12 protein-coding genes and 1 pseudogene are annotated in these 13,441 nt (G+C 44.4%); 7 read left to right on the forward strand and 6 right to left on the reverse strand.

What is annotated here, in order from left to right:
• Window positions 1-45: 45 nt before the first annotated feature.
• The gene (locus L0M13_RS04295) at window positions 46-483 is read right to left on the reverse strand and encodes a VOC family protein (RefSeq protein WP_235198477.1); all 438 of its coding nucleotides are present in this window, start codon (window positions 481-483) and stop codon (window positions 46-48) included.
• Window positions 484-715: 232 nt separating this feature from the next.
• On the opposite strand from L0M13_RS04295, the gene L0M13_RS04300 reads away from it, so the two are divergent.
• Window positions 716-1,591 (forward strand): AraC family transcriptional regulator, encoded by an 876-nt coding sequence (locus L0M13_RS04300; RefSeq protein ID WP_235198478.1) that lies wholly within the window; start codon window positions 716-718, stop codon window positions 1,589-1,591.
• Between the two features lie 52 nt (window positions 1,592-1,643).
• On the opposite strand, the gene L0M13_RS04305 is transcribed toward L0M13_RS04300, so the two are convergent.
• A complete protein-coding gene (locus tag L0M13_RS04305) occupies window positions 1,644-2,108 on the reverse strand; it encodes a BsuPI-related putative proteinase inhibitor (RefSeq protein ID WP_235198480.1) in 465 nt (154 codons plus the stop codon).
• 422 nt (window positions 2,109-2,530) lie between these two features.
• Between L0M13_RS04305 and L0M13_RS04310 the strand changes: the two genes are divergently transcribed.
• The gene (locus L0M13_RS04310; RefSeq protein ID WP_235198482.1) at window positions 2,531-3,130 is read left to right on the forward strand and encodes a YdcF family protein; all 600 of its coding nucleotides are present in this window, start codon (window positions 2,531-2,533) and stop codon (window positions 3,128-3,130) included.
• A 73-nt stretch (window positions 3,131-3,203) separates the two neighbouring features.
• Here L0M13_RS04310 and L0M13_RS04315 read toward each other — a convergent pair whose 3' ends face one another.
• Complete coding sequence (locus L0M13_RS04315; RefSeq protein WP_311195624.1) at window positions 3,204-4,073, reverse strand: oxidoreductase; 870 nt, start codon at window positions 4,071-4,073, stop codon at window positions 3,204-3,206.
• Between the two features lie 144 nt (window positions 4,074-4,217).
• Here L0M13_RS04315 and L0M13_RS04320 point away from each other — a divergent pair, with 144 nt between their 5' ends.
• Together L0M13_RS04320 and L0M13_RS04325 are read left to right on the forward strand one after the other, a co-directional pair.
• Window positions 4,218-4,946 (forward strand): ABC transporter ATP-binding protein, encoded by a 729-nt coding sequence (locus tag L0M13_RS04320; RefSeq protein ID WP_235198484.1) that lies wholly within the window; start codon window positions 4,218-4,220, stop codon window positions 4,944-4,946.
• Window positions 4,943-5,673: pseudogene (locus tag L0M13_RS04325) on the forward strand (ABC transporter permease). The gene L0M13_RS04320 and the pseudogene L0M13_RS04325 overlap by 4 nt, the downstream one beginning before the upstream one ends.
• A gap of 45 nt (window positions 5,674-5,718) precedes the next feature.
• On the opposite strand, the gene L0M13_RS04330 reads toward L0M13_RS04325, so the two are convergent.
• Window positions 5,719-7,107 carry a bifunctional metallophosphatase/5'-nucleotidase gene (locus L0M13_RS04330; RefSeq protein WP_235198486.1) on the reverse strand — a complete coding sequence of 463 codons (1,389 nt, stop codon included), beginning with the start codon at window positions 7,105-7,107 and terminating at the stop codon, window positions 5,719-5,721.
• Between the two features lie 143 nt (window positions 7,108-7,250).
• On the opposite strand from L0M13_RS04330, the gene L0M13_RS04335 reads away from it, so the two are divergent.
• A complete protein-coding gene (locus L0M13_RS04335; protein WP_235198487.1) occupies window positions 7,251-8,438 on the forward strand; it encodes an aminotransferase-like domain-containing protein in 1,188 nt (395 codons plus the stop codon).
• A gap of 55 nt (window positions 8,439-8,493) precedes the next feature.
• Here the strand turns inward: L0M13_RS04335 and L0M13_RS04340 are convergent, their stop codons facing one another.
• Entirely contained in the window at window positions 8,494-9,384 is an 891-nt protein-coding gene (locus tag L0M13_RS04340) for a fructose bisphosphate aldolase (RefSeq protein ID WP_235198488.1), read from the reverse strand.
• A 317-nt stretch (window positions 9,385-9,701) separates the two neighbouring features.
• On the opposite strand from L0M13_RS04340, the gene xylE reads away from it, so the two are divergent.
• Together xylE and L0M13_RS04350 are read left to right on the forward strand one after the other, a co-directional pair.
• Entirely contained in the window at window positions 9,702-11,138 is a 1,437-nt protein-coding gene (gene xylE / locus L0M13_RS04345; protein ID WP_235198489.1) for a D-xylose transporter XylE, read from the forward strand.
• A gap of 180 nt (window positions 11,139-11,318) precedes the next feature.
• Entirely contained in the window at window positions 11,319-11,822 is a 504-nt protein-coding gene (locus tag L0M13_RS04350) for a VOC family protein (protein WP_235198490.1), read from the forward strand.
• Between the two features lie 365 nt (window positions 11,823-12,187).
• Here L0M13_RS04350 and L0M13_RS04355 read toward each other — a convergent pair whose 3' ends face one another.
• The gene (locus L0M13_RS04355; protein ID WP_235198491.1) at window positions 12,188-13,351 is read right to left on the reverse strand and encodes a hypothetical protein; all 1,164 of its coding nucleotides are present in this window, start codon (window positions 13,349-13,351) and stop codon (window positions 12,188-12,190) included.
• Window positions 13,352-13,441: the final 90 nt, after the last annotated feature.

Consider the following 13,441-nt stretch of genomic DNA (forward strand, 5'->3'; position numbering starts at 1 on the left):
GGTTGTCCCAAAAGTAATTTTGGACAACTCCCTTTTTCTATGAGGTCATTCGGTATTGGCATCCACTGAGATCTGCCATTCAATGCCGTATTTATCTGTCAGGCTGCCGTATAATGGACTCCAGAACGTTTCCTGCAAATCCATCATGACAACTCCGCCATCAGCCAGTTTGCCGAACATTCGCCGGGCTTCTTCCATATCGTCCATAGTGACAGTCAATGAAACATTATTGCCTTTCCGAAAAGACATGCCCATTCCTGGCGGGACATCGGAAATCATTAAAGTATCCCCATTTTTCAAATCCAGCTGCGCGTTCATCACCAAATCCCTTGCTTCTTCCGGGATGCCTTCCATACTGCCTTCGTTGGCTTCGCCATACGTCGTTATTCCGGCCAATTCGGCATCCAATACGTCGACATAAAAATGGGTTGCTTCTTGGCCGTTGCCGTCAAAATTCAAGTAAGGGAACAATTTCGTAATCATCCTAACCCTTCTTTCCATATTTTTTTGCTCGAAAACATCGTATGCGGGAGAATCTGAAAACTTTCCAACACGCCGCAAGATTTATTATGATTAGATTATAGCAGTTTTGAACGGATAAATGATTTAATTTACTGAATTTTAACTCTTTTCATGATCGATATTTTGCGTAAAGAAAACATCGGATAGCAGGGAGTTCAGTCCATTACAATGAAGGCAGAAGGAAGGTGAGGGCATGGGTGCATTGAAAGGGATGAATGAAGCGTTGTCGTACATTGAAAGCCAACTGGACGGGCAAATCGATTTTGGCAAAGTCGCCAGAATTTCAGGCGTTTCAGAATTTCATTTCCGGAGGATGTTTTCCTATTTGTCCGGAATGAGTTTAGGGGTCTATATCCGAAATCGGCGCCTGTCAAAAGCGGCAATGGAGCTCCAGCAAGGAAAAGAGCGAATCATGGATTTGGCGGTAAAATACGGGTATGAGTCAGCGGATGGCTTTAGCCGGGCTTTTCGCGATTGGTCAGGCATGAGTCCTTCTGATGTGAAAAACAGTTCCTCTTTCAAGGTGTTTCCGCGCCTGACTTTCCAATTAACGATTCAAGGAGGAATGGACATGGAATATCGCATTGAAGAAAAAGAAAGTTTTAAATTGGTCGGCTTGAAAAAACGGGTGCCGATTGTCTTTGAAGGCCAGAATCCGGAAATTATGAAAATGGTCCAATCGCTTACTGCCAAGCAGCGGGAGATGCTCGGGGCTTTTCGAAATATGGAAGTGAAAACGGTCGTCAACGCATCTTTCCATTTTGATGAAGGTCGATTTGAAGAGAAAGGGGAGCTCGACTATCTGATCGGCTCGATGACAACACTCGATGGCGATTTCGGTGAATTTGATGTGGTAGAAGTGCCAGCTGGTGAGTGGGCGATCTTTAAGGTCTCTGGACCATTTCCGCATACGCTGCAAGATGCATGGGGAAAGATTTTCTCGGAATGGCTGCCGTCGTCAAATTTTGAGCTGGTCGAAGGGCCTGAAATTTCCTTTAACAGCAACTTTGAAGACATGCAGAAGGTAGAAAGCGAAATCTGGATTCCGGTTAAGAGAATGGAAAACTAAAAAAAGCCGCATTCGAAAAAAACGAATGCGGCTTTCCTATTTCTATAGACGTTTATTGGATTTTGTATTCGGTTTTCGCTTCAAATGCAGGTCCTTCTTCAGGCGTCAACCAAGCTTCAAGCGTATACGTGCCAGGTTCTAAATCAAGTTCAGGCACTTCTAAATCGTAGCTCAGTTTATCGCCTGCTGCGACGGTTTCTTCACCTAGTGCTTGAGTGAACATGCTGACAGAAGAAAAAAGGAATACTTGATCACCGGTTTCATTTGACAAGGCAAAGTCAAAACGCTGCCCACTTGTGAAATCGAACTTTACATCTTCGCTTGTTTGATTGTCGAGTATATACCGGAAAGTTCCATCTTCTTCTTTTACGGCGGGTTTCATCTCTCCAGCCTCCTCATTTTCTGTGTTTTCGTTATTGCTTTCTGAGCCTGATCCTGCGTCACTGGTGCCGCATGCAGTCAAGATGAAGCAGAACGCGATGAATGCCAGAAAAAGCAGACCTTTTTTTAATTTCATCGGAATTTCCTCCTTTATGCCATTTCGGGTAGATGGAAATGTGCTTATACATGAGAACGTTCACGTTCATGAAAAGTTACAAAGTTTATCGGCAAAGACAGCCAAAAAATTGTGGAACGTGATACAGTGGAAGCAAGAGAATCAAAGAGATAGGTTGTGGAAAAATGGGAAGTTCGCTAATTGTCGTCGGAATTGTTTTAGCCATCATGATATCCGTTCCGCTTGTACTGGTATTCCTCGTTTGGAAAAATACGAAAAAAGGATAAGGGATCTAAAGGGCCGGCATCGCTGAAGATGCGGCTCTTTTTATTTCAACTATATTGTTTTTGTGACTATTTAATGTTTTTTTACGATAAAGTCTTTCCAATCGTTTTCTATAGGTAGATAATGGGGGAATAGAAGAATTGTAAAGGATGAACAGATTGACGAAAAAGATTTCCCGCAAATTGATCGCTGCCGCGCTTTTGTCTTTGGTTTTATTTACTAGTTTTTCAGCTTTCAGCATCTGGACTTACGCTGCTGAAAATGAAACGACGCATGCTGATGCTGCAATCGTATTAGGCACAAAAGTTATTGACGGCGAACCTTCGCCTGCTCTCAGGGAACGGATCCGCCATGCGGTTTCTCTTTATGAAGAAGGTTTTGTAGAAAAGCTAATTTTCACGGGCGGCAAAACGGACGGTTCGGATGTTGCGGAATCGGAAGTCTCGAGAGATTATGCGATGCAGCTGAATGTGCCGGAAGAAGCGATCTTGATCGAGACGGAATCGATGGTGACCGAAGAAAATTTCCTGTATGCCCATGAAATAGCGGATGAATATGGAATGGATGATTTTTTGGTGGTCAGTGATCCCTTACATATGAAACGCGCATTGCTGATGGCTAAGCTGGCAGGCATCGAAGCGCATTCGTCGCCTACTGAAACCTCTATATTCAATGACATCAAAAGCAAATTGCCATTTTTCGCTAGAGAAACGGTCTGTTATGTCGGCTATGTGCTGTCTAAAGCGATTCAATTTTAATTATACAAAAGGCATTTCCACTCCTAGGTGGAAATGCCTTTTTAATTTTTTTGGAAGTCAAAAACGACGCTTGTCAGTCTTTCGGAAACGGCCCATAACCTTTGGGAAACGGCTGCATTTTGTGCAATCGCATGGGGTGTATCAAGCGCGGATAGCCGCGTATCCGGCCAGGACCATCGGGGCCGATGTATTCACCGCCCTTAAGCGATTCTTCAGTAGCTGCATAGATGGTCGGCAAGGCACCGAGTTCCGGAGGCTGAAGAAAGCGGTTTGCTAAGTTTCGGACTGCTGGCGGTGCAGATCGATTGCCGAATTTAAAGATATTGGTCACTGAAATTCCAGGATGGCAAGCGATGCTTCGAACCGGCAATCCATTTTGTTTCAAGCGTTTATCAAGTTCGAGTGCAAAATAAAGGTTGGCTAATTTGCTTTGATTGTAAAACTTCTTTGCTTTATAGCCTTTTGCACCATCCAAGTTTTCGAAATGGATCTGGCCTCTGTCATGGGCGCGGCTGCTCACGGTAATGATGCGCGATCCAGGCGTGTTTATGAGAATCGGCAATAAGAGGCCGGATAAAGCGAAATGCCCCAAATGATTGCTGCCGAATTGAAGTTCGAAGCCGTCTTTTGTATAAGACAAAGGCGGCATCATAATGCCCGCATTATTGATCAGTAAATCCAATTGGTTAAAGCGCTTCTGAAAACCGGCAGAAAATGCATGGATACTCGCTAAATCCGCCAAATCAAGCGGCATCACATCGATTACCGCCTCGGGAGTCCCGTGAAGAATCGCTTCTCTTGCGATGCTCCCTTTTTCTAAATTTCTCACTGCCAGCACAATGGATGCGCCGCAACTGGCAAGGATTTTAGCAGTCTCTAATCCGATTCCGCTGTTGGCACCTGTAATCACAACAGTCTTTCCTGATAAGTTTGGCGTTTCCATGGCATCAGCTCCTATGGCTTCTATTATGCTCGATGTAAAAAAGGTTCTCAATGCTTTTGGCGTTTCTCATCCTGCCAATCGGGAAGACTGTAATAAAAGCTGCTGCGGCACGAAACCGAGCTGCGGTTATTAGGGGAATGTCCAATGGTGATTGAAATCAAGGAATTGACGAAAAAATTCAACGGTGAGCTGGCAGTTGACCGTTTATCACTGACAATTGAACAAGGCGAGTTTTTCGCGCTGCTAGGAGAAAATGGGGCGGGGAAAACGACTACGATTAAAATGTTGAGCTGTTTACTAGCCCCTACAAGCGGAGATGCATTGATGCTAGGCGACAGCATTGTTGAAAATTCACTTGCAGTGAAGAAGAAGATGAATCTGTCGCCGCAGGAAACAGCCATTGCACGCAATCTTTCCGTCAAAGAGAATTTGGAATTTATTGCGAAAATCTATGGCAGCAGCAAGCAAGAAACGAAGCGGAAAACAGAGGAACTGATCAGAAAGTTTGGCCTTGAAGACTATGCAGGCAAAAAAGCGAAAAACCTGTCAGGCGGCTGGCAGCGCCGGCTCAGCATTGCCATGGCGATGATATCAGAACCGGAGATCATCTTTTTGGATGAACCGACAGTCGGCTTGGATGTCCGGGCGCGAATCGATTTATGGGAGATTTTGCTGAAATTAAAGGGGGACATCACCATCATTTTAACAACGCATTATTTAGAGGAAGTGGAAGCGCTCGCCGACCGTATCGGCATTATGCAAGGCGGGCGGCTGCGTGCACTAGGGACACTCGAGGATCTGCAAGAGAGAACCGGCCTCAAGAAACTTCAGGATATTTTCATCAAATTGACTGAAGAGGAGGAGCGCACATGAAAGCTTTGGCATTTGCGGGACGAAACCGCAAAGAGATTCTGCGGGATCCGTTGACTCTTCTTCTTGGTGTGGTCATGCCCGTTGCGATGCTGTGGCTGTTTTCCTCTTTGGAAGGGATTATGCCGCTTGACCTTTTCACGATTGAGAAATTAACGCCTGGTATGATAGTGTTCAGTTTCTCATTTATCACCTTATTTTCCGGAATGCTGCTTGGGCGGATAAAACCACGTCGTTTCTTATGCGGATATTCGCTTCCCCGATGAAGGCAGGCGAATACTTAATCGGCTATGCCATACCGCTGCTGCCGGTTGCCCTTTTTCAGATTGTGGTTTGTTACGGAGCCGGTGTATTATTAGGATTTCCAGTCGATAGCCACGCCATATCGGGATTCGGTATACTGCTCGTGGTTTCACTTCTTTACATCGGTTCTGGGCTGGCGCTCGGTACCTATTTTACAGATCGCCAAGTGGGCGGCATATTCGCTATTTTCGTCAATATCACCACTTGGCTTAGCGGCATCTGGTTTTCGCCTTCCATGATTGGCGGCGGCTTTGAACAGGTCGCGGGTTTCTTGCCTTTTGTTCATGCTGTTGATGCAGCAAGAGCTGCGTTTTCAGGCGACTATACGCAATTGCTGGAACCGCTTCTTTGGGTAATCGGCTATACCATCGTCATTTTTGTGTTGGCGATTGTCGGATTTAGAAAGAAAATGAAAGGCAGCAAATAATAGAAGCAGGCTATGGATTGAAACCCATAGCCTGCTTTTATTATTTTACACAATGGTGGTTGATCCGATTTTCCAGCGTTTTTCTTGAGCCTGCTCAGTGAATTGGCGCTGATTGCCGTAAAGGCGAATCACATCTTTAATTTCTTCCGCCCGGTATTTCGCATTCCGGTTGTGGGCAAGAGAAGGGTAGCCGGAGCCGCGCTGCAAATAATCGGAGCTTGCAACCGAATACCACCGTTCAAGTTCCAATGCTTCGCCTTGAATTCGTATTTCTTCGATGCGGCTTCCATCATGAAGGACTTCTGCGCCCGAAAGGTGGAGGCTGCCGACGAATTTCCCTCTGAATCCTGGACCTCTTCCATCGGCTAGGCAACTTTGTGCATCCAGTGATTGTTCGACTGCCGCCAGTAAATCGCTGCCTTTGATTTCAAACGAAGTTGGATTTAATGGAGAAGGGCAAATCTCGATTAATTTTTTTCTGGAAAGGTGGCCGAAAGCGCCTGCATTTACAATGCCGCTATTGATCAATCCGATTTCGCAGCCCATCATATCGCGCAAGCCATCGGCAATCAGGTTGCTGATCGGATTTTCCTCGATGACATCGTGCCATAAAGGGTACTCAAGTTGATAAAGAGGTTCACTCAACACAGCAACCGCTTTTGCTTTATTGGCTTTCAGTAAATCCAGGATTTCGGGATCTGGTTCAACATCAGCTGTTGGCAAAGTTTCGGAATGGAGCAACCGGATGCAGCCATCGATCACTTCTATTTCGACAATACCGACATGTTCGCCGTAATTTCCGGCGCTATTGATAATCGTGCCTTCAATGATTTTCGCTTCTTTGAACAGTTTGTGGTCGTGCGCAGAAATAATCAGGTCGATTTCCGGTATTTTAGCAGCTAGCGGCTCATCGGCAAACGTACCGACATGGCTAAGGAGAAGACAAAGGTCATACTGGCCCTTGTTCCGCTCGATTTCTTCTTTGATACTGTCTTCGTAGGATGAAATCTTTACGCCCAGTCCGTCATTAAATTCTCCAAGGTCAGGAGAAGAGCCGGTGATGAGAATGCGCAAGCCGTTCTTTTCTAAAATCACGCTTTTATGGACGCCTTGGATTTTCGGACCTTCTTTTTTCATTAAATTATTGCTGATGAACGGAATGGGGCTTGATGAAGCCATATACTCAAGTGTTTCAATGCCGTTGAACATTTCATTGTTTCCGATTGTCAGCGCATCGTACCCGACATTTTGCAGAAGCTCAATCGCTGCAAGTCCACGCGTTCCTTGAAGTTCGATGCTTTTGAAATCGGCAAAATCGCCGCCATCAAGCATAAGGCTGTTTTCATCTTTCAGTTGCTTCATGACCGTTGCCGCTTTCGCGAAATTTTCGTAATGACTATGAACGTCGTTTGTGTGGATAATTTTTAATCGCATGTAAATTTCCCCCAATGATTCCTTTGTTTGTTTCCCTTCTTATTTTAACGAATAAATTTACAGAATGCTTAATAAATTTCAATGCGGTAGAATGAAATAAAAGAATCGAGAATGCCGGGTTTATTGCAGAAAGGATGAAGACAATGAAATCAAAAATCCCTTATTCCAAAGAAATTCAGCTCGCATTAAAAAACGATCCGCCGGGACAGTGGATGGCGGCATTTCCTTCCGGTGCTATCCGGTTAAATTCAGGATATCCGGACCCAAGTTTAGTGCCTTCAGTGGAAATCAAACAAGCGGCGGCGCGTTTGCTGGATGAGGAAAAAGATTTGCCGCTCCATTACATTGGCAGCCCAAGAATTCCGCAGCTCGAAGAATTCATCTGTCAGCGCATGTCAAAGAGAGGGGCTGCGACTTCTAATGAAGAGCTATTGATCACTTCTGGAGCTTGCCAAGCCATTGATTTGGTCGCACGCGTTCTGTTGGATAGGGAAGCAGTTGTAGCGATTGAATCGCCGACTTATATGGAAGCGTTGGAAATCTTCCAAAACTATACCGATAAATACATAAGCATCCCAGTAGATGATGAGGGTTTGAGAACAACGGAACTTGAACAAATTTTATCTGAACGGAAAGAAAAGGGAGAGGCGCTTCCGCGTATCCTCTATACCATTCCGACTTTCCAAAACCCGACAGGGACCACTTTATCGCTTGAACGGCGAAAGCATCTTTTAGAGCTCGCTGAACAATTTGATTTTCTCATAGTGGAAGACGATGCATACGGCGAACTGGGTTTTGAAGAAAGCCCACAATTATTAAAGGCATTGGACCAAAGAGAACGGGTCATCTATATCGGATCATTTTCGAAAGTGGTGGCACCCGGCATGAGAATTGGCTGGGTGACGGGACCGAAAGAGTTGATCGAAGTAGTTGGCTGGTTTAAAAAAGATTTGGGCCATCCATTCGCACAAGCGACCTTGTTCGCTTATTTGGAAACAATCGACTTTGACAGCCATCTAAAAAAACTGGTGGCTGTCTATCAAGCGAAAGCTCGGGTGATGGTGGAAGCGCTTGAAGAATTTATGCCAAAATCAGCTGTCTGGTTTTTGCCGAATGGAGGATACTTCCTTTGGCTTCGAGTTCCGGGAGTCGACACAGCTGAACTTTTGGCCAAAGCGCATGAAGCGGGGCTTGCCTACGTCCCTGGCCGTTTTTTCTTCCTGGATCAGCAAGAAGGGCTCGAGTTTCTTCGCCTGTCCTTTAGCTATACAAGCGAAGAAAAGATTCGCGAAGGCATCCGTTTACTTGGCAAAGTGCTAGAAGAGAATTAAAAAAAGGAGTTCCCATCAACCGGTAAGGTTGACGGGAACTCCTTTTTTAATTAGCTCATGTAATGGATGCTTCGTAAATTGTTTTAATGGAATCTGCAATCGATTCGTTGAACTCTTCATCTGATTGGCTCGCGCTGACGCCTTCAGACAATCCTCTTGAGAAGCTTGCGATCAACCCGTTATTAGCTGCTAGTTTTTCATTGGCTTCACTCCGCGTATATCCTCCAGAAAGAGCCACAACTCGCAAGACTTTCGGATGGTCGATCAATTCTTTATAAAAATTATTGACAGTTGGAATGGTCAATTTCAACATCACCGGTTCGTTTTCCGGCAAGCTTTCCAATTGCTTTAAGATCTCATCTTTTAAAATACGCTCAATTTCTTCTTTGTCGCTGCTGTGGATGTCCACTTCAGGTTCGATAATCGGCATCAGGCCGGCACCGATAATCTGTTTGCCGACTTCAAATTGCTGCTCGACCACTTTACGGATGCCTTCTGGATTTGCTTCTTTGATGACAGAACGCATCTTTGTGCCAAAGATATTCCGTTCAGTTGCACGCTGCAGCAAAGCATCAAGCTCCGGCATTGGTTTCATCAACTGGACGCCGTCTTCCAGTTCAGCTAAACCTTTATCAACTTTCAGGAAAGGCACAACGCCTTTTTGTTCCCATAGATAGTCAGGGGTATACTGGCCTTCAACTTCCCGGTCCATCGTCTGCTCAAACAGAATGGCACCAAGAATCGAATCCGAATTGAATGCAGGAGCCGTCATGACACGTGTCCGCATTTTATGGATCAGGTCGTACATTTCGTCTTCACCTGAATATGAATCTTCTGGCACTCCATACAAAGCCAGTGCTTTTGGCGTACTGCCGCCGCTTTGATCAAGCGCTGCGATAAATCCTTTTCCATTCTTCACCAGTTCGAATTGCTGTTGTTTAGACATTGCTCCAGCTCCTTAGATAAATTTTTTGTAAATGATGCGATAAAAAAATTTAAGCTAAAAGTAACCCTTACACAGAATAGTTTAACAATAAAAGATTTAAACTACAAAAGAATTATGGAGATGGGTTAACTTTTCTCCTTATCCTTTCCCTCTTTTGGACTATATTAATCTTCTGAAATAATAGTTCAATTGTATAAAATGACGAAAAAGTTTGTCTATTGAATGTACAAAGTTTGAAAATGCTGATATTATGTATGATAACGTTTACAAAAAGAAAGGAGGATAGAGTAGGAAAGTTATTCTGCTCTAATATTCATATGAACAATAACAAAATCCTGTACATAACGGCCATCACTTTAGTAGCCACTCTCGGGGGTCTTTTATTCGGTTATGATACCGCTGTCATTTCTGGTGCAGAAGGATCCTTGCAGACTTATTTCACAGATAGTCTTGGTTTGAGCTCATTTGTTCACGGTTTAACGGTATCAAGCGCTTTGATTGGCTGTATCATCGGGGGCTTGCTGTCCGGAATCATTTCTTCCCGAATCGGCAGAAAATATTCATTGATTGCTGCAGCTTTCCTATTCATCTTTTCAGCATTAGGGTCTGCGTATCCTGAAATGTTCTTTTTCACGGTTGGTGAACCAACCATGTCGTTATTAATAACTTTCAATATTTATCGTATTATTGGCGGAATCGGAGTTGGGCTAGCTTCGGCTGTCGCACCGATGTATATTGGAGAAATTGCACCTCCTCATTTGAGGGGGCGCCTTGTATCGCTTAACCAGTTCGCCATCATCTTCGGGATGCTCGTCGTCTATTTCGTCAACTGGGGAATTGCGCGAGGCGAAACGCTGGAATGGATCAACGATGTGGGCTGGAGATATATGTTCGCTTCAGAATTGATTCCAGCTGTATTATTCTTAATCCTGCTTTTCTTTGTGCCGGAAACGCCGCGCTACCTCATTTCCAGAAACCAGGAAGCGAAAGCGATGGCTATCTTAGAGAAAACATACGACACCACAATGGCAAAAGCGACATTGTATGAAATCAAACAATCATTTGACCATCGCAAGGAAAAATTATTCACTTACGGAAAAACGATTGTCATCGTTGGAATCGTGCTCTCGATCTTCCAACAATTTGTCGGCATCAACGTTGCGCTTTACTATGCCCCGCGTATTTTTGAAAGTATGGGTGCCGCACGCGATGCCTCATTCCTTCAAACGATTATCATGGGCTTAGTGAATGTCATCTTTACCATTATTGCAATTGTCACAGTCGATAAATTTGGACGGAAGCCTTTGTTGATCATTGGTTCTATCGGGATGACAGTGGGAATGTTCGGCGTCGCTGGCCTTGCATATTTTGAACAGATCGGCGTTGCGACTTTAGTGTTCATCATCGTTTACACAGCTTCGTTCATGATGTCCTGGGGCCCAGTCGTTTGGGTTCTGCTTTCTGAAATCTTCCCGAATAAAATTCGGGGGCAGGCATTGGCAATTGCCGTTGCAGCACAATGGGCGGCTAACTATTTCATCTCTTCGACTTATCCAATGATGATGGAAGTAAGCGGAGCGATGACTTACTCATTCTACGGCATCATGAGTTTGTTGTCGGCGCTCTTTGTTTGGAAATTCATCCCTGAAACAAAAGGAAAGTCGTTGGAAGAGCTTGAAATCCTTTTGAAAAAGTCACAAGCAACTAAAAAAGCAGAAAGCCTTAAAAACCGTTCTGCAATCAACAAAGCTTAATAAAACAAGCCTGTGGGAAGCAATTCTCACAGGCTTGTTTTTGCTTGAAATTAATTGAAAGAATAGTTGAATAAATAGAACATAAGTTCTATAATAGTGGTAATGGAAAGATGGATACATAGATTCCCTTGTCTTAGGTTTCTGAAGCCATGGCAAATCTTTTTGGAAAGGAAGAGGACCATGAATAAGAAAATCCAGAAGATCACCACTAATTTTTGGTTTGACCAGAATGCAGAAGAGGCTGTAAATTACTATGTTTCCATTTTCAATGATTCAAAGATCGGACGCGTAACCCATTACACTTCAATTGGAAAAGAAGAGCATGGCATGGAAGAAGGGCAGGTTATGACCATTGAGTTTCAATTGGAAGGCCAGCAATTTCTTGCATTGAATGGCGGTCCCCATTTCAAATTTACTGAAGCTATTTCATTTATCATCAATTGCGAATCCCAAGAAGAAATCGATTATTATTGGGGCAAGTTGACGGACGGCGGCGATGAAAAAGCGCAAATCTGCGGATGGCTTAAAGACAAATTCGGTGTTTCCTGGCAAGTCTCTCCTATGGAATTGGATGACATGCTGGCCACTGGAAGCAAAGACCAGGTTGAACGCGTCATGCAGGAACTCTTCAAAATGAAGAAGTTGGATTTGGAAGTGTTCCGAAAAGCTTTTAACGAAGTGTAAAAGAAGGGCAAGCTAATGGGAAAAGGCGCAATCAGACATCCGTTCGGATACTGATTGCGCTTTTAATTATAGTTGGGAATGCCTGTCTATAGATTCTAAACGGACGCTTCCGCTTTTCTTTGTCCAGACTCCAGCAGCCAGATTCTCGGGACATAAGCCAGCCCATTGTCCAGTCTTCAACACCTAGCTCTTCGGGGCATAAGCCAGCCCAGCTGTGTGGCAAAGAACGCCACTTGGCTATTCCGTCTTATGCCCGTCAGAGCTGGACAGGCGTTTCCGCATTTCGGGGTTGCGCGGCAAAGAACGCCACTTCGCTGTTCCGTCTTATGCCTGTCGAATCTAGATGGCTGCTTCCGCTTTTCTTGCTACCAAGCGGCGTCTTTTGGCTTGCTGCCTGGAGCAGGCTGCGGCATTCTTTTGACGACTACGTACGGGATCCAGATGAACGCCGGGAGGAGCAGCGAAGCCGATCCTATTCCTAAGGCTAGTGCACCTTCTGTCTCGGCCGCGATAAAGCTGACGAAACCAAGAAACAGGACCATTGCATAATAGATAAGCATGTAATGCCAGCGAAGATAATTTTTCAATAGAAAGAAGAAAAGAAATCCGCCAAACAGGAAGATAGCAATTCCGGGCAATACATTGGCTGATTGAACATTATAGGATTGGCCAAGCTGCGTAACCATGAACATTAAAATCCCCATTAGCTGCAGAGGGAGCACGATGGAAATGATCCATTTCCGGAACGAATGTTTTTGGCGGGCTACTTTTAAAGCAGGATCTTTTGCTTCTGCTCTTTCCAGGTTTTGTGTTTCGACTTTTCGCCAGGCCGTTAATGCGAAAGGTTCGTCTTTCAGCCAAGAAGTTTGAAATGGAAACGCTACATTTTCATCAGTTGACAGCAAATATTCTAGGCGCTTTTCATCGCTTAAGATAGGTGTGTCGGTCCTGAACATCTGCCGCGCATTATATAGAAGGGGAATTTGGTTTTCTGTGCAATGCTTGAACCATAGATTGATTCCTTCGTCGCCGTGATTTGGAAAAAGCACATTTTGTATTTGCTTGCCTTCATCAGTCGTATAGATGATGTAAAACATCGGGGCATTTTCAATGCTGCCGTCGTTTATCAGTCCTTGGGGAAGAATTTCCCTTACGATGTAATAAGAGGCAACCACTGAAACGATATTTTCAAAATGAATCGTTCGCTGCTTTGGCACCGATTTGAAAAGATCTGGCCACTCCAAGGTTTCAATTTGATTTTCGTAGAGGACATAGCGTGCACGGTGCCGTTGTTTCCATAGAGTGGTTTTCCATAAACGCAATAGGCTCCCATTCAATAAGATTCCTGCGATGAAAAATGGAATTGTAAATAGCACCCACCATGTCTGGTACTCTAATAGAATAAGAAACGGCACAACGACCATTGAAAGGCCGAGCAGCAGCATGAACCCTGTGATGAACCAAAATACGATCCGCCAGAATCCTTTCATTTTCGGTTCGGTATATGTATGGATTAATTTACTGGTCATAGGGCCTCCTCGACGGCGTGAAATAATGTAGAGAAAGTGATCTCATCTTTTATTGTACGATAAGGACTGGGAATTGTTTCAATTTTTTCT

The organism is Planococcus sp. 107-1 (assembly GCF_021513255.1).
Taxonomy (GTDB): Bacteria; Bacillota; Bacilli; order Bacillales_A; family Planococcaceae; genus Planococcus.

Excerpts from the sequence above, each read along its gene's own strand:
- L0M13_RS04330 (WP_235198486.1), bottom strand. The coding sequence starts at position 7,107 with ATGCGATTAAAAATTATCCACACAAACGACGTTCATAGTCATTACGAA.
- L0M13_RS04300 (WP_235198478.1), top strand. The coding sequence starts at position 716 with ATGGGTGCATTGAAAGGGATGAATGAAGCGTTGTCGTACATTGAAAGC.
- L0M13_RS04320 (WP_235198484.1), top strand. The coding sequence starts at position 4,218 with ATGGTGATTGAAATCAAGGAATTGACGAAAAAATTCAACGGTGAGCTG.
- L0M13_RS04340 (WP_235198488.1), bottom strand. The coding sequence starts at position 9,384 with ATGTCTAAACAACAGCAATTCGAACTGGTGAAGAATGGAAAAGGATTT.
- L0M13_RS04355 (WP_235198491.1), bottom strand. The coding sequence starts at position 13,351 with ATGACCAGTAAATTAATCCATACATATACCGAACCGAAAATGAAAGGA.
- L0M13_RS04350 (WP_235198490.1), top strand. The coding sequence starts at position 11,319 with ATGAATAAGAAAATCCAGAAGATCACCACTAATTTTTGGTTTGACCAG.
- L0M13_RS04315 (WP_311195624.1), bottom strand. The coding sequence starts at position 4,073 with ATGGAAACGCCAAACTTATCAGGAAAGACTGTTGTGATTACAGGTGCC.
- L0M13_RS04305 (WP_235198480.1), bottom strand. The coding sequence starts at position 2,108 with ATGAAATTAAAAAAAGGTCTGCTTTTTCTGGCATTCATCGCGTTCTGC.
- xylE (WP_235198489.1), top strand. The coding sequence starts at position 9,702 with ATGAACAATAACAAAATCCTGTACATAACGGCCATCACTTTAGTAGCC.
- L0M13_RS04295 (WP_235198477.1), bottom strand. The coding sequence starts at position 483 with ATGATTACGAAATTGTTCCCTTACTTGAATTTTGACGGCAACGGCCAA.
- L0M13_RS04335 (WP_235198487.1), top strand. The coding sequence starts at position 7,251 with ATGAAATCAAAAATCCCTTATTCCAAAGAAATTCAGCTCGCATTAAAA.